Source organism: Bradyrhizobium sp. 482_C4_N1_8 (assembly GCF_052075965.1).
GTDB classification, from domain to species: Bacteria; Pseudomonadota; Alphaproteobacteria; order Rhizobiales; family Xanthobacteraceae; genus Bradyrhizobium; species Bradyrhizobium barranii.
In genome coordinates, this window is record NZ_CP197231.1 from 3,385,609 (window position 1) to 3,400,479 (window position 14,871).

The following is a 14,871-nucleotide window of genomic DNA, read 5'->3' on the forward strand; positions in this document are numbered from 1 at the left end:
CCTGTGGAAGTTGCCGGGTACGCCCGGTCCAAACCGGCGCCATTCTCGAATGAATCTCGGGAGAAGTCACCGGCAAAATACGGGCATTGGCGGAGATATCTCGCCACATTCGGCCGCACGGGCTCCGCCGTCGGGCAACCTCAGCCGTGCCGGCCGCCTTCCAGGTAGGCGGCGCGAATCTCGGGGCGCTGCAACAACTCGGCGCCGGTCCCGGCCAGCGTGATCAGGCCGTTGACCATGACGTAACCGCGATGGGCGAGCTTCAGCGCATGGTTGGCGTTCTGCTCGACGATCAGGACCGTCAGGCCGTCCTGGCGGTTCAGGGTGCGGATCGCATCGAAAATCTGGCGCGCGATCAGCGGCGCCAGCCCGAGCGAGGGCTCGTCGAGCAGAAGCAGGCGGGGGCGGCTCATCAGGGCGCGGCCGATTGCCAGCATCTGCTGCTCGCCGCCGGACAGCGTTCCGCCGCGCTGGGCGTAGCGCTCCTTCAGGCGCGGGAACAGCGTGAACACGCGTTGCAGCGTGGCCTCGCGTTCGGCGTCGGTGCATCCGGTGGCATCCGCCCCCATCTGGAGGTTTTCCGCGACGCTCATGCGCGGGAAGATGCGGCGGCCTTCCGGCGATTGCGCGATGCGCAAATGGGCGATCTCATGGGTGGGAACGTCGGTGATGTCACGGCCTTCGTACAGGATATGGCCGGCGCGGGCGCGCGGCTTGCCGAAGATCGTCATCATCAGCGTGGACTTGCCGGCGCCGTTGGCGCCGATCAGCGCGACGATCTCGCCGGCGCTGATCTCGACATCGACGCCCTTTAGCGCCTCGATCTTGCCGTAGGCGGCGCGCAGGCCCCGGATCGACAGCAGGGGAGCGGACGACGTCACGACCCGCTCTCCATCACGGCCACGGCCTCTTCCTCGTCGGTGCCGAGATAGGCGGCGATCACCTTGGGATCGTCGCGGATCTCGCGCGGGGTGCCTTCCGCGATCTTGACGCCGTGGTCCATCACCACGATGTGGTCGGAGATCTCCATCACGACCGACATGTCGTGCTCGATCAGCAGGATCGAGGTACCGAGCTCGTTGCGGATCGAGAGCAGGAGCTCGCTCAAGGCTGCGCTCTCGCGCGCGTTGAGACCCGCGGCGGGTTCGTCCAGGCACAAAAGCGCAGGCTCGGTGCACATCGCGCGCGCAATCTCGAGCCTGCGCTGGTCGCCATAGGCGAAATTGCCGGCGGCATCGTCGGCGCGGTCGAGCAAATTGACCCGCTTCAGCCAGTCGGTGGCGAGGTCGATCGCGCGCTTTTCGGCGTCGCGGTAGCCGGGCGCGCCGATGAGGCCGAGAAAAGTGAAGCCGGAGGCGCGCATCAACGCGTTGTGCTGTGCCACCATCAGGTTTTCCAGCGCGGTCATGCCGGGAAACAGGCGGATGTTCTGGAAGGTGCGCGCCACCTTGGCCTGCTTGGCGATGCGGAAATCGTTGAGCCGCTCCAGCGCAATCAGCTTGCCGTCGTCATGGGTGAGGCGAATGGCGCCGCCGCTCGGCTTGTAGAAGCCGGTGATGCAGTTGAACACGGTGGTCTTGCCGGCGCCGTTCGGTCCGATCAGCGCGGTGATCTTCTTCCGTTCGGCCGCAAACGACAGGTCCTGCACGGCGACGATGCCACCGAAGCGCATGGTCAGCCGATCGACGCCAAGAATCTTGTCGCTAATCTTGTCGGCGCTCATCCGTGCCCTTCCTTGACGAGGTCGGAAGAGATCGCCTGCGCCTTGGTCAGATACACGGTCGGCGCGCGATGGCCGATCAGGCCGCGCGGCCGCCAGATCATGATCAGCACCATGGCCATGCCGAACACCAGCATGCGGTAGGTCTCGAGGCTGCGGAACAGCTCGAAGCCGCCGATCATGGCGAGCGCGGCGAGCGCGACGCCGAGCTGCGAGCCCATGCCGCCGAGCACGACGATGGCGAGCACCAGCGCCGATTCCTGGAAGGTGAAGGATTCCGGACTGATGAAGCCCTGGCGCGTCGCGAAGAACGCACCGGCAAAGCCGCCGAACATAGCGCCGGTCGCGAACGCCGTGAGCTTGGTGGTCGTGGTGTTGATGCCGAGCGCGCGGCAGGCGACCTCGTCCTCGCGCAAGGCCTCCCAGGCGCGGCCGATCGGCAGGCGGCGCAGCCGGATCGTCACCCAGTTGGTGAGCAGCGCAAGCGCCAGGATCAGGTAGAACAGGAAGACGATGCGCTGGGTCGGCGAATATTCGATGCCGAGCCTGGCGGCGAGCCCGTTGTCGCTGTTGTCCAGCGGGATGCCGAAGAACGAGGGGCGGGGAATGCTGGAGACGCCGTTGGGGCCGCCGGTGAGGCTCTGCCAGTTGATGATGACGAGGCGGATGATCTCGCCGAAGGCGAGCGTCACGATGGCGAGATAGTCGCCGCGCAGGCGCAGTACGGGGAAGCCGAGCAGCACGCCCCAGAACGCGGCGAGGATGCCGGCAAGCGGCAGGCAGACCCAGAACGACCAGCCGAAATTGGTGGCGAGCAGCGCGTAGGAATAGGCGCCGACCGCATAGAAGGCGACGTAGCCGAGGTCGAGCAGGCCGGCGAGCCCGACCACGACATTCAGCCCCCAGCCCAGCATCACATAGGTGAGCACGAGGATCGCGAGATCGAGGATATAGCGCTGGTCATAGAAGATCACCGGCACAAGCACCGTGAAGATCAGAAGTGCGGGCGCCAGGTAGCGGCCCAGAAACGACATGCCGCTGCGTACAGCCGGCGGCACCAGCTTGTCGGTGCCGCTGGACCCGATCCACTGTCGCAACAGCCCGAGCACGATCGAGCCGCCGAACACGGCGGCAACGAGGGAGGCGACCTCGCCGAAGCGGGTCCAATAGGTGAGCTGGCCGTCGGAACCCGCTTCGGTGCGGACGCCGACCATCAGCGAGAACAGCACCAGCGCGATCAGGGCGTTGACGAAGGCCGTCTTCAGCAGAGCGGGGATGTCCGTTGCAGGTTTGGCCGTATTGCTCGAGAGAATTGTCACGCGGCGACCGTCAGACTTTTTCGACTTCGGGACGGCCAAGCAGGCCGGTCGGCATGAAGATCAGCACGACGATCAGGATCGAGAACGCCGCGACGTCCTTGTACTCGACCGAGAAATAGGCCGACCAGAACGTCTCGATCAGGCCGATCGCGAGACCGCCCAGCATGGCGCCAGGCAGCGAGCCGATGCCGCCGAGCACCGCCGCGGTGAACGCCTTGATGCCGGCGACGAAGCCCATGAAGAAATCCACCAGGCCGTAATAGAGCAGGTACATCAGGCCCGCGACCGCGGCGAGTGCGGCGCCGATCACGAAGGTCATGGAGATGGTGCGGTCGACGTTGACGCCGAGCAGCGCCGCCATGGTCTGGTCCTGCTCGCAGGCGCGCATGTCGCGGCCGAGCCGGGTGCGCGAGACCAGCCAGGTGAAGATTCCAAGCAGCACGATGGTGGTGAGAACCACCATGATCTGGATGTTGGAGAGCTGGATCACAAAACCGTCCGCGCTTTCGTGCAGCGTATAGCCGCCGGTGATGAAGGGCGGGATCGGCTTGACGCGGGCGCCCTGCGCCACCTGCGAGTAATTGGTCAGCACGAAGGACATGCCGATCGCCGACAGCATCGGGGCGAGGCGGAAGGAATGACGCAGGGGCCGGTAGGCGATGCGTTCGATGGTCCAGCCATAGAGCGCGGTGATCGCCATCGACACCAGCAGCACCACCAGCAGGATCACCGGGATCGCGGTCAAGCCGAGTGAGATCAGGATCAGGAAGGTGATCAGGGCGATGAAGCCGCCGATCATGAAGACATCGCCATGGGCGAAATTGATCATGCCGACGATGCCGTAGACCATCGTATAGCCGATGGCGATCAGGCCGTAGATCGAGCCCAGAACGAGACCGTTGATGAGCTGCTGGGCGAAATAATCCATGGGCTGCCGTTACCAAACCTGACGCGGCTCAAAGGGAGCTCTTCGAGAGAAAGTGTGATTGAGTTTCTTCTCGGGCCCCGGCAGCCCCTAAGCATTCTTCTCGTTTTGTAACAGGAGGGAACTGGTGGCTGCAACTGGCCATGCCTCGACACAAAGGCTTGTACAGAGGTCATTTCGCTACGGATGTCATTTCGGTTCCGCAGGTGCGAGGAACCGGGTTCCGCAAAGCAACCAAACTGAATCCCGGCCGTTGTCTCTCCTCTGAGGTCCAACTAGGGAGTTCCCCCAAATGTCGAAGCAGCAAGATCAGAATCCGGGCCAGCAGACTCAGAAACCCGGGCAGCAGCAGGGTGGCGGGCAGAAACCCGGACAGCAGCAGCAGGATCCGCAGCGCCAGGGCGAGAAGCCCGGCCAGCAACAGGGCGGCCAGCACGGTCAGGACAAGTAGTTTCGGAGCCTAGACGTGAAGAGGGCCCCGCCGGGAGGCGGGGCCTTTTTCCTTGGGCGCGCCGCCCGGCGGGCCGGTTAAGGTAAACAAAGGGTTTAAATTGCCGCCATGGTCTGATGCGAGTTAGCTCCCCGGCAAAGCCTTTCCATGGAAGGCGCGCAGCGAGCGAAGCGGGAAGCGGCATGTTCAGGAATTGGCGGATCGGTTCGGTCAACGGCGCCCTGCTGGCGGCCTATTTCATCCCGGCCTGGACGCTCGTGGCCTTCAACATCATGGTGGCACCGGTGCACGGCCTCTACGAGCGGCCGAGTGTCGCGGTGGCGCTGTTCCTCAGCGATCATCTTCAGATGGCGGGGATGAGCACGGTGCGTGCCGCCTGGCTGCTGGCGCTGGGCCGGCTGACGGTGGTGGCGTTCTTTGCCATCTATCTCGCGCTTCTGTGTATTCCCCGCGTCCGCAAGAATGGCGGCAGCGACGAGGCGCTCGGCATTGCGCTTGCGATCGGCAGCCTCATCTCGTTTACGAGCATGTTGATGGCCTCGAAGGTCGGCGAGATGGCCGCGCTCCGGCTGCATGCCACCGAACTCCTGCTGCTGCTCGGCGCTGCCATCGTGGTGGTGATCGAGCGGCCCGCGCCGGCGCCCAAGAACGTTCGGGAGGCCGTCGAAACCGCCGCGCCGCTAGCTCTTGAGCAGGCCGAGCTCCTGCACAATCGCTGAGGCTTCCTTGACGGCGTGGTTCGCCGCCGGCACGCCGCAATAGATTGCCTGCTGAAGCAGGATTTCCTTGATGTCGTCGGGGGTGAAGCCGCCCTCGGCGAGCGCCGCGCGCACATGCAGGCGGAATTCGTCCCATTGCCCCAGCGCGACCATGGTGCCGATCACGAGCACGCGCCGCGTACGCTCGTCGAAATGCGGCCGCGTCCAGATCTCGCCCCAGGCGTAGCGCGTGATCATGTCCTGGAAGTCGGTGTTGAAGGCGTTGCGGCCCGCGATCGACTTGTCGACCCAGGCATTGCCCAAAACCTTCCGGCGCACATTCATGCCGGCATCGCGGCGCTTCTGGTCGTCCATGTTTTTTCTCCGGATAGCGGCTAGCGCTGCGTCAAGAAGCCCACCACCGCGTCGGTGAAGGCGTGCGGCTGCTCGACATTGGAAATGTGCGCGGCGTCGATGATGGTCATGCTGGCGCCGGGAATGTTGGAGCGGATCAATTCACCCGCCGAGATCGGCGTCGCCATGTCGTGGCGGCCGGCGATCACCAGCGTCGGGCTCTTGATCTTGGCGAGCATCTCGCGCTGATCGAGCGTCGACAGCGCCTCGCAGCAGGCGAGATAGCCCTCGACGGGGGAGGCGAGCAGCATCGACTTCATCTTCGCCGTGATCTGCGGCTCACGCTCGCGGAAATCCTGGGTCAGCCAGCCCGCGATGACGGCATCGGCCACCGCCGCGATGCCGCCCTTCTTTACCGCGTCGATGCGCTCCAGCCATTTGGTCGGCTCGGCGTAGTAGCAGGAGGTGTTGGCGAGGATGAGCTTGCCGAACCGCTCCGGCGCATTGGCCCCTAGCCACTGCCCGACCATGCCGCCCATCGACAGGCCGCACCAATGCACCTTCTCGATGTTGAGATCGTCGAGGATCGCCAGCACGTCGCGGCCGAAGCGCTCCATCGTGTAGGGGGCGGGCGGAACGTTGGACTTGCCGTGGCCGCGGCGGTCGTAGCGGATGACGCGGAACACCTGCGTCAACGCCTTCATCTGGGGCTCCCACATCTGCAACGTGCAGCCGAGCGAATTGGACAGCATCAGGGTCGGCCCGCCGTCGCGGCCCTCGACGGAGACGTTGATCAGGCAACCGTCGGCATCGATCATGGGCATGCTGGGCGTCTCCGTTCTGGAGCATGATCCGGAAAAGTGTGGGGCGGTTTTCCGAAAAAGATCATGCTCAAACAATTAATCTCGCTCGAGGCTGTCGAGCAGCCGGTCGATCAGGGCTTGGGAAGCCCCTTGATAGGCCATCGGCTCGAACAATGCCGCAATTTTTTCCGGCGAAAGATGCGCGGTGACCTGCGAATCGGCCGCGAGAACCTCGCGCAGATGCTTCTTTTCGGCGACCGCGCGCTTGCTCGCGGCCTCGATCAGATGATGCGCATCGCTCTTGCCGATCTTGTCGGCCAGCGCAAACGTAACGGCTTCCGCCATGATGAGCCCATGCGTCGCATCGAGATTGCTGCGCATGCGCGCGGCATCGACGTCGAGGCCCTCCGCGATATCGACGATGGCGGCGAGCGCGCCCGAGGCGACCAGCATCAATTGCGGCAGCGTCGGCCATTCCGCGTGCCAGGGGCCGGCGCTGCGCTCGTGGTCCTGCACCTGGGCTGCGAAGATCGTCGCGGCGAGCTGCGGCGCCATGGTCGCGCAGCCCAGCGCGCTCGCGGCTGCGACCGGGTTGCGCTTGTGCGGCATGGTCGAGGAGCCGCCGCGGCCTTCGCCGGCAGGCTCGAACGCTTCGCCAACATCGGTCTGCATCATCAGCGAGACGTCGCGCGCGATCTTGCCGCAGCTTCCGGCGAGAATCGCAAAGCATGATGCGGCTTCCGCGATCCGGTCGCGATGGGTGTGCCAGGGCGCCTCCGGCAGCGGCAGGTTGAGCTCCTGCGCCAATCGCTCGGCAACGACGAGCCCCTTGTCGCCGAGGGCCGCGAGCGTGCCGGCCGCGCCGCCGAATTGCAGCGCAAGACCCTCGCGGGAGAGCCGCCGCAGGCGGCAGCGGGCGCGGGCAAGGCTTGATGCGTATTCCGCGGCCTTGAGCCCGAACGGCATCGGCAGCGCGTGCTGGAGCCAGGTCCGCGCCACCATGGCGGTGTTGCGATGGCTCCGTGCCAGGGCGGCAAAGCCCTTGATGGCGCGGCTGAGATCGGCATCGAGCGCATCGATGCCGGCGCGAAGCGTGAGCATGGTCGCGGTGTCGATGACGTCCTGGCTCGTCGCGCCCCAATGCACGTAGCGCGCGGCCTCCGCATCGGCCTTGCCGACATTGGCCGTGAGCGCCTTGACCAGGGGAATCGCGAGATTGCCGGATCGCGTCGCGGCCTCGCCCAGAGCGGCCATATCAAAGCTATCAGCCTTGCACGCGGCTTCGATCGGGCCCACCGCGGATGCGGGAATCACATCCGTGGCGGCCTCGGCGCGTGCCAGGGCTGCCTCGAAATCGAGCATGTTCTGGAGGGTTGACCGGTCGTCGCAGACCGCGCGCATGGCTGCGCTCGACAGCATCGGCGCGAGCAGGGGGGAGAGGGCTGTGCTCATGTTGCGCGGGACCTAATCACCATGCCCCGGCTCTGCCAATCCCAAACCATCGGCGCAAAGCTCTTTGCAGTTGCGAATATGCATTGCACGTGGCCGGGGGCTGCCCTTTCCTTTGCGGCCTCCGTGCGTTACTTGAGCAGCATATAGTGAAGCATCCGGGAGGTACCCCATGGCCATGACGATGAACGGCGAAGTCCAGCTTGCGGCGCCGCGCGAGGCCGTGTGGGAGAAGCTCAACAATCCCGAGGTGCTGAAGGCCTGCATCCCCGGCTGCGAGGAGCTGGAAAAGACCGACGACGGCGGCTTTCGCGCGACGGCGAAAATGAAGGTCGGGCCGGTGTCGGCGCGCTTCAAGGGCAAGGTGACGCTGAGTGACCTCGACCCGCCGAACGGCTACAAGATCTCCGGCGAAGGCGAGGGCGGGGTCGCCGGCTTCGCCAAGGGCGGCGCCGTGGTCAAGCTCGCGGAGAAGGACGGCGGTACGCTGCTCTCCTACGAGGTCGAGGCGCAGATCGGCGGCAAGTTGGCGCAGCTCGGCCAGCGCCTCATCAACGGCACCGCCAAGAAACTGGCCGACGAATTTTTCGCGAACTTCGCCAAAGCGGTACAGGGCTGAAGGCTATCGCCTTTCGGCATGGCGCCTTGCGTCCGGGGCGATGTTGCCCCCGGGCATAATGGCCCATATGATGGGTTGGAATAATTATAAGAACCGCTTCGACGGGACCCGTCGGGGCGCTGATAGAGAGTGCTTATGGCAAAAATCTCCCTCATCGTGAACGGCAATCCTGTCACGGCCAACGTCGATCCCCGCACCCTTCTGGTGCAGTTCCTGCGCGAGAATCTGCGCCTGACCGGCACCCATGTCGGCTGCGACACCTCGCAGTGCGGCGCCTGTGTCGTGCATCTCGACGGCAAGGCCGTGAAGTCCTGCACCACGCTGGCCGTGATGGCCGACGGCCACGAGGTCAAGACGATCGAGGGACTGGCCGCCGACGGCGCTCCGCTGCATCCGATGCAGGAGGCCTTCCGCGAGCACCATGGCCTGCAGTGCGGCTTCTGCACGCCGGGCATGATCATGACGGCGATCGACATCGTCCATCGCAAGGGCCACGAGCTCGACGACCACACCATCCGTGAGGAGCTGGAAGGCAATCTCTGCCGTTGCACCGGCTACCAGAACATCGTCGCTTCGATCTCCGCCGGCGCCAAGGCGATGGCGAAATCCGATCTCGCCTAACCGCGCGCGCATTCTGCGATCAGGACATTCAGATGTACGAATTCAAATACCATCGCCCTGGGACCGTTCGCCAGGCGGCCAACCTCCTGGTGAAGAACGAAGACGCCAAGGTGATCGCCGGCGGCCACACGCTGATTCCCGTCATGAAGCAGCGTCTCGCGAGCCCGCCCCATCTGGTCGACCTCTCCCATATCGAGGGGCTCAACACGATCGAGATGAAGGGCCGTGCGCTCGTGATCGGCGCCACCGCCAGGCATGCCGAGGTCGCAAGCTCCGCGATCGTCGGTGAGGCGATCCCGGCACTGGCCAATCTTGCCAGCCAGATCGGCGACCCCGCCGTGCGCCACAAGGGCACGATCGGCGGCTCGCTCGCCAACAACGATCCGACCGCGGACTATCCGGCCGCGGTGCTCGCGCTCGGCGCCACCATCGTCACCAACAAGCGCCGCCTCAAGGCGGAAGAGTATTTCCAGGGCCTGTTCACGACGGCGCTCGAAGCCGACGAGATCATCACCAAGGTGATGTTCCCGCTGCCGAAGAAGGCGGCCTACATCAAGTTCCGCAACCAGGCCTCGCGCTATGCGCTGGTCGGCGTGTTCGTGGCGCGGCGTCCTTCGGACGTGCGCGTCGCCGTCACCGGTGCCGGCTCCGAAGGCGTGTTCCGCGTCACCGCGTTCGAGGAAGCCCTGAAGAAGCGCTTCGCCGCGAAGGCGCTCGATGGCATCGAGGTGCCGGCGGAAGGCCTCAACAGCGACATCCACGGCAGCGCCGAATACCGTGCGCATCTCATCGGGGTGCTGACGCGGCGCGCCCTCGACGCCGCCAATGCCAAGGAGTGAGTGAACCTCACGCCTCGGCCCAAACTTGTCCCCGGTGAGGGCGTAGCGAGACTGGCTTTTTCATGACTCTCACGGCCCTGCCGGCATCGGTCGATGCGATGCTCGAACTCTTGACTTCGCGCGGTTATCTCGCGGAGCGATCGCTGGCGACGGTGACCTATCTGTCGCTGCGCATGGGCCGGCCGCTGTTCCTGGAGGGCGAAGCCGGCGTCGGCAAGACCGAGATCGCAAAGGTGCTGTCGGCGGCGCTGGGGCGGAAGCTGATCCGCCTGCAGTGCTACGAGGGCCTCGACGTCTCCTCCGCCGTCTACGAGTGGAACAGCGCCGCGCAGATGATCGCGATCCGGATGGCGGAAGCCGCCGGCGACACCGACCGCGATCAGCTCTCGTCCGACATCTTCGCCGACCGCTACATGATCAAGCGGCCTCTGCTCCAGGCGCTGGAGCCCGACGTCGCGGGACCGCCGGTGCTGCTGATCGACGAGCTCGACCGCGCCGACGAGGCGTTCGAGGCATACCTGCTCGAAATCCTCAGCGACTTCCAGGTGACCATTCCCGAATTCGGCACCGTGAAGGCGCCGCATCCGCCGATCGTCATCATCACCTCCAACCGCACCCGCGAGATCCACGACGCGCTGAAGCGGCGCTGTCTCTATCACTGGGTCGACTATCCCGAAGCCGAGCGCGAGCTCGCGATCGTCAAGACACGCGTGCCCGGCATCTCGGCCAAGCTGTCGCAGCAGGTCGTGCGCTTCGTCCAGGCGCTGCGCAACCAGGATTTCTACAAGTCGCCTGGTGTCGCCGAGACCATCGACTGGGCCACAGCGCTGTCGGAGCTCGATGCCCGCTCGCTGACCCCGCAAGTGGTCGGCGACACGCTGGGGGCGCTGCTCAAGTACCAGGACGATATCACCCGGATGCAGGGCGATACCTTGCAGAAGGTGCTGAAGGAAGCGACGAGCGAGAATTGATCTTGCGTCACTAGTACTCCCGTCATTCCGGGGCGACGCCAAGTGGCGCGCCCCGGAATGACGAGGGGATGGATACGAGACCATGGCCATCAACCACCTTGCGCCCGACCAGACCGAGCAATTCGCCGACAACATCGTCGGCTTCGCCCGCGCGTTGCGCTCCGCCGGCATGCCGGTGGGACCAGGCGCCGTCATCGATGCCATGAGCGCGCTGCAGGTGATCGACATCGGCAACCGCGCCGACGTCTTCACCACGCTGGAGGCGATCTTCGTCAAGCGCCACGAGCATGCGCTGATCTTCAGGCAGGCCTTCAACCTGTTCTTCCGCGCCTCGGAAGAGTGGAAGCACATGCTGGATTCGGTGCCGTTGCCGGAGCAGGCCAAGAAGAAGCCGCAGGCCGGTTCCCGCCGCGTGCAGGAGGCGATGTCGCAGCCGCGGATGACGGAGACGCCGCAGCACCAGGAGCAGGATTTGCGCCTGTCGGTCTCCGACAAGGAAATCCTTCAGAAGAAGGATTTTGCGCAGATGAGCGCGGCTGAGATCACCGAAGCGCTCCGCGCCGTCGAGCGGATGCGGCTGCCGCAGGCCGAGCTTCTGACGCGCCGGCACCGGCCCGATCCCCGCGGGCTTCGTCTCGATTTGCGCCGCACGCTGCGCGCGTCCTTGCGCACCGGCGGCGACATCATCGACATCCATCGCCTCGGGCGCATCGAAAAGCCGGCGCCGATCGTCGCGTTGCTCGATATCTCGGGCTCGATGAGCGAGTACACCCGCCTGTTCCTGCATTTCCTGCATGCCATCGGGGATGCCCGAAAGCGCGTCTCGGTGTTCCTGTTCGGCACCCGGCTGACCAACGTCACCCGGGCGCTGCGCCAGCGCGACCCCGATGAGGCGCTGGCAAGCTGCTCGGCCTCGGTCGAGGACTGGGCCGGCGGCACCCGGATTTCGGCCTCGCTGCACAACTTCAACAAATTGTGGGCGCGGCGTGTGCTGAGCCAGGGCGCCATCGTGCTGCTGATCTCCGACGGGCTGGAGCGGGAGGCCGATTCCCGGCTCGCCTTCGAGATGGACCGGCTGCACCGGTCGTGCCGCCGGCTGATCTGGCTCAACCCGCTATTGCGGTTCGGCGGCTTCGAGGCCAAGGCGCAGGGCATCAAAATGATGCTCCCGCACGTTGACGAATTCCGCCCGGTACATAATTTGAGTTCGATCCAGGAGCTGATCACGACGCTCTCCCGGCCGCTGCCGCCGCATCATCGCAGCCTGATCCGTTCCGCAGCTTGAGAGGTTAAGCCATGCTCGATCGCGACGAGGATATTCTGAAGGCGGCGGAGGATTGGCAGAAGGCCGGCAGGGGCGTCGCGCTGGCCACCGTTGTCGAGACCTGGGGCTCGGCGCCGCGCCCGGCGGGCTCGAGCCTCGTCATCAACGATGAGGGCACGTTTCTGGGGTCGGTCTCCGGCGGCTGCGTCGAGGGCGCCGTGGTCACCGAGGCCATGGACGTGATCCAGAGCGGCAAGCCCAGGATGCTGGAGTTCGGCGTTGCCGATGAGACGGCCTGGAATGTCGGGCTGTCCTGCGGCGGCACCATCCGCGTCTTCGTCGAGAAGGTCGGCTAGCCGTGAAGCTCGCGATCCTGCACGAACTCAATGCCGAGCGCGCCGCGCGCCGACCGGTGATCCTGGTGACCGACACCGAGAGCGGCGATCAGCGTCTGGTGAAGGCTGCGGATTTTGCAAAAGACCCGCTGCGTGCCGAACTGGACAAGCAGCTTCGCATGGGCAAGAGCGCCAGCATCGAAGCCGGCGGCAAAAAGCTGTTCCTCAACGTCTACGCGCCCACCGCAAAGCTCGTCATCGTCGGCGCGGTCCATATCAGCCAGGCCCTGGCGCCGCTGGCGCGCTCGCTCGGCTACGACGTCACCGTGGTCGATCCCCGCACGGCGTTTGCGAGCGCGGAGCGCTTCCCTGACATTCCCCTGGTCGCCGAATGGCCCGACACGGCGCTGCCGCCGCTCAATGTCGATGCCTACACGGCTTTCGTCGCGGTGACGCACGATCCGAAGATCGACGATCCCGCGCTGCTGCACGCCTTCGAGCGCAACTGCTTCTATATCGGCGCGCTCGGCTCGCGAAAGACGCATGCCAAGCGCGGCGACCGGCTGCGCGCGCAGGGCGCCAAGGACAGCGACGTCGCGCGCATCCACGCGCCCATTGGGCTGGCGATCGGCGCTGTCTCGCCGTCCGAGATCGCGGTGTCGATCATGGCCGAGATCACGGCGGTGCTGCGGCTGCCTCCAAAAGAAAAAGAAGAAGCGGCATGAAATTCGGACCGGCGAGCCCCAAGGATGCGATCGGCGGGGTGACCGTCCACACCCTGCGCCAGGGTCCGCTGGTGCTGAAGAAGGGCACGACGATCGGCCCGGCCGAGGTCGAGGCGCTAACGCGCGCCGGCATCAAGGACGTCGTGGTGGTGCGCATGGAGGAGGGCGACGTCTCCGAGGATGTCGCCGCCGCCAGTATCGCGCTGGCCGTCGGCGGCGAGGGCATTCATGTCGAGCGCGCCTTCACCGGCCGCGCCAATCTGTTCGCCGCGCGCCCGGGCGTGCTGGTGATCGACCGCGCCGCGGTCGACCGCATCAACAATATCGACGAGGCCATCACCTTTGCGACGCTCACCGCCTACAAGCCGGTGGTCGAGGGCGAGATGGTCGGCACCGTCAAGATCATCCCGTTCGGCGTCGAAGGCAATTTGCGCGATGCCGCGGTGAAGGCGGCGGGCAGGGACGTGCTGAAGATCGCGCCCTACGTCATCAAGCGCGTCGGCGTGGTCTCGACGCTGCTGCCGGGCCTCTCGTCGAAGGTGATCGACAAGACGCTGCGCGTCACCGCCGAGCGGCTCGCGCCGGCCGGCGCCAGCATCATTGCCGAGCGGCGCGTGCAGCATGAGGAGCGAGCGCTGTCGGCCGCGATCAAGGAATTGCTCGGGCTTGGTGCGGAGCTCGTCATCGTGTTCGGGGCGTCCGCGATCGCCGACCGCCGCGACGTCATTCCGGCGGCCGTCACCGGGATCGGCGGCGAGATCGAACATTTCGGCATGCCGGTCGACCCCGGCAATTTGCTGCTGATCGCGCGGGCCGGCGGGGTGCCGGTGCTGGGCGCGCCGGGCTGCGCACGCTCGCCGGTCGAGAACGGTTTTGACTGGGTGCTGATGCGGTTGCTCGCCGGCATCAAGGTGACGCGTTCCGAGTTGATGGGCATGGGCGTCGGCGGCCTCCTGATGGAGATCGTCACGCGGCCGCAGCCGCGCGCAGAACCCGCGATCGAGGGCAACAGCCAGGTCGCGGCCATCGTGCTCGCGGCGGGCCGCTCGACCCGGATGGGCGGACCGAACAAGCTGCTCGCCGAGCTCGACGGCAAGAAGCTGGTGCGGATCGCGACCGAGCAGGCGCTGGCCTCCAAGGCCTCCGAGGTGATCGTCGTCACCGGCCACCAGACCGAGCTGGTCGAGCAGGCGCTGCAAGGCTTGAAGGTGAAATTCGTCCGCAACCCGGATTTCGCCGGCGGCATCGCGAGCTCGGTCAAGGCCGGCATCGCGGCCGTGCCGGAAAGTTGCGACGGCGCCGTGGTCTGTTTGGGCGACATGCCGTTGATCGATGCCGGCCTGATCGACCGTCTCATCGACGGCTTTGCGCCGGACCGCGGCAACCTCATCGTCGTGCCCGTCAGTGACGGGCGCCGCGGCAATCCCGTGCTGTGGTCGCGCCGCTTCTTCAAGGAATTGATGACGCTCGACGGCGACGTCGGCGCGCGCCATCTGATCGCCAAGCACACCGAAGCGGTGGCCGAAGTGCCCGTGGATGGCGAGAGCGCTTTCCTCGACATCGACACGCCGCAGGCGCTGGAAGCGGCACGACGCGGATGACGGTGCCGTAGGGTGGGCAAAGCGACTTGTCCGCCGTAGCTCGTAGAGCGAAGGCGGAAGCGTGCCTACCAATTTTGAATGATGGTGTGGATGGATGGTGGGCACGGCGCTTTGCGCCTTTGCCCACCCTACGGCACTCTCATTCGTTCGATTTCACCCCTCGTTCACCATCTGGAA

The 14,871-nt window shown here is 65.7% G+C and carries 17 protein-coding genes; 10 read left to right on the forward strand and 7 right to left on the reverse strand.

What is annotated here, in order from left to right:
• Positions 1 to 140: 140 nt before the first annotated feature.
• The 4 genes from AB7Z56_RS15750 to AB7Z56_RS15765 are packed head-to-tail and all read right to left on the reverse strand — an operon-like array spanning position 141 to position 3,967.
• Entirely contained in the window at positions 141 to 881 is a 741-nt protein-coding gene (locus AB7Z56_RS15750; RefSeq protein WP_231142274.1) for an ABC transporter ATP-binding protein, read from the reverse strand.
• Positions 878 to 1,723, reverse strand: a complete 846-nt coding sequence (locus AB7Z56_RS15755; protein ID WP_085404327.1) for an ABC transporter ATP-binding protein — start codon at positions 1,721 to 1,723, stop codon at positions 878 to 880. The genes AB7Z56_RS15750 and AB7Z56_RS15755 overlap by 4 nt, the downstream gene beginning before the upstream one ends.
• A complete protein-coding gene (gene livM, locus AB7Z56_RS15760; RefSeq protein ID WP_085404375.1) occupies positions 1,720 to 3,039 on the reverse strand; it encodes a high-affinity branched-chain amino acid ABC transporter permease LivM in 1,320 nt (439 codons plus the stop codon). The genes AB7Z56_RS15755 and livM overlap by 4 nt, the downstream gene beginning before the upstream one ends.
• A 10-nt stretch (positions 3,040 to 3,049) precedes the next feature.
• Complete coding sequence (locus AB7Z56_RS15765) at positions 3,050 to 3,967, reverse strand: ABC transporter permease subunit (protein ID WP_028147449.1); 918 nt, start codon at positions 3,965 to 3,967, stop codon at positions 3,050 to 3,052.
• Between the two features lie 289 nt (positions 3,968 to 4,256).
• On the opposite strand from AB7Z56_RS15765, the gene AB7Z56_RS15770 reads away from it, so the two are divergent.
• Positions 4,257 to 4,415 carry a hypothetical protein gene (locus tag AB7Z56_RS15770; RefSeq protein ID WP_166091448.1) on the forward strand — a complete coding sequence of 53 codons (159 nt, stop codon included), beginning with the start codon at positions 4,257 to 4,259 and terminating at the stop codon, positions 4,413 to 4,415.
• A gap of 182 nt (positions 4,416 to 4,597) precedes the next feature.
• Positions 4,598 to 5,134 (forward strand): hypothetical protein, encoded by a 537-nt coding sequence (locus tag AB7Z56_RS15775; RefSeq protein ID WP_085404328.1) that lies wholly within the window; start codon positions 4,598 to 4,600, stop codon positions 5,132 to 5,134.
• Here AB7Z56_RS15775 and AB7Z56_RS15780 read toward each other — a convergent pair.
• The 3 genes from AB7Z56_RS15780 to AB7Z56_RS15790 form a co-directional block, all read right to left on the reverse strand.
• Entirely contained in the window at positions 5,096 to 5,488 is a 393-nt protein-coding gene (locus AB7Z56_RS15780; RefSeq protein WP_039152041.1) for a carboxymuconolactone decarboxylase family protein, read from the reverse strand. The two genes, AB7Z56_RS15775 and AB7Z56_RS15780, sit on opposite strands and share 39 nt — an antisense overlap.
• A 20-nt stretch (positions 5,489 to 5,508) precedes the next feature.
• Positions 5,509 to 6,291, reverse strand: coding sequence for a 3-oxoadipate enol-lactonase (pcaD, locus tag AB7Z56_RS15785; RefSeq protein WP_166091455.1), 783 nt, complete (start codon positions 6,289 to 6,291; stop codon positions 5,509 to 5,511).
• 75 nt (positions 6,292 to 6,366) lie between these two features.
• Complete coding sequence (locus tag AB7Z56_RS15790; protein WP_354124506.1) at positions 6,367 to 7,722, reverse strand: 3-carboxy-cis,cis-muconate cycloisomerase; 1,356 nt, start codon at positions 7,720 to 7,722, stop codon at positions 6,367 to 6,369.
• A gap of 169 nt (positions 7,723 to 7,891) precedes the next feature.
• On the opposite strand from AB7Z56_RS15790, the gene AB7Z56_RS15795 reads away from it, so the two are divergent.
• The 8 genes from AB7Z56_RS15795 to AB7Z56_RS15830 all read left to right on the forward strand — a co-directional run bounded on the left by AB7Z56_RS15795 (position 7,892) and on the right by AB7Z56_RS15830 (position 14,694).
• The gene (locus tag AB7Z56_RS15795) at positions 7,892 to 8,338 is read left to right on the forward strand and encodes an SRPBCC family protein (RefSeq protein WP_071912467.1); all 447 of its coding nucleotides are present in this window, start codon (positions 7,892 to 7,894) and stop codon (positions 8,336 to 8,338) included.
• A 135-nt stretch (positions 8,339 to 8,473) separates the two neighbouring features.
• Positions 8,474 to 8,959 (forward strand): (2Fe-2S)-binding protein, encoded by a 486-nt coding sequence (locus AB7Z56_RS15800; protein ID WP_014494194.1) that lies wholly within the window; start codon positions 8,474 to 8,476, stop codon positions 8,957 to 8,959.
• A gap of 32 nt (positions 8,960 to 8,991) precedes the next feature.
• The gene (locus AB7Z56_RS15805; protein ID WP_014494195.1) at positions 8,992 to 9,798 is read left to right on the forward strand and encodes an FAD binding domain-containing protein; all 807 of its coding nucleotides are present in this window, start codon (positions 8,992 to 8,994) and stop codon (positions 9,796 to 9,798) included.
• Positions 9,799 to 9,860: 62 nt separating this feature from the next.
• Positions 9,861 to 10,769, forward strand: a complete 909-nt coding sequence (locus AB7Z56_RS15810; protein WP_014494196.1) for an AAA family ATPase — start codon at positions 9,861 to 9,863, stop codon at positions 10,767 to 10,769.
• A gap of 82 nt (positions 10,770 to 10,851) precedes the next feature.
• Positions 10,852 to 12,054, forward strand: coding sequence for a vWA domain-containing protein (locus tag AB7Z56_RS15815; RefSeq protein WP_354124505.1), 1,203 nt, complete (start codon positions 10,852 to 10,854; stop codon positions 12,052 to 12,054).
• Positions 12,055 to 12,065: 11 nt separating this feature from the next.
• Positions 12,066 to 12,389: an XdhC family protein gene (locus tag AB7Z56_RS15820; RefSeq protein WP_007602422.1), complete on the forward strand. Its 324-nt coding sequence runs from the start codon at positions 12,066 to 12,068 to the stop codon at positions 12,387 to 12,389.
• 2 nt (positions 12,390 to 12,391) lie between these two features.
• Positions 12,392 to 13,093: an XdhC family protein gene (locus tag AB7Z56_RS15825; protein ID WP_354124504.1), complete on the forward strand. Its 702-nt coding sequence runs from the start codon at positions 12,392 to 12,394 to the stop codon at positions 13,091 to 13,093.
• Positions 13,090 to 14,694, forward strand: coding sequence for a molybdopterin-binding/glycosyltransferase family 2 protein (locus AB7Z56_RS15830; RefSeq protein ID WP_354234156.1), 1,605 nt, complete (start codon positions 13,090 to 13,092; stop codon positions 14,692 to 14,694). Before AB7Z56_RS15825 ends, AB7Z56_RS15830 begins: the two co-directional genes overlap by 4 nt.
• Positions 14,695 to 14,871: the final 177 nt, after the last annotated feature.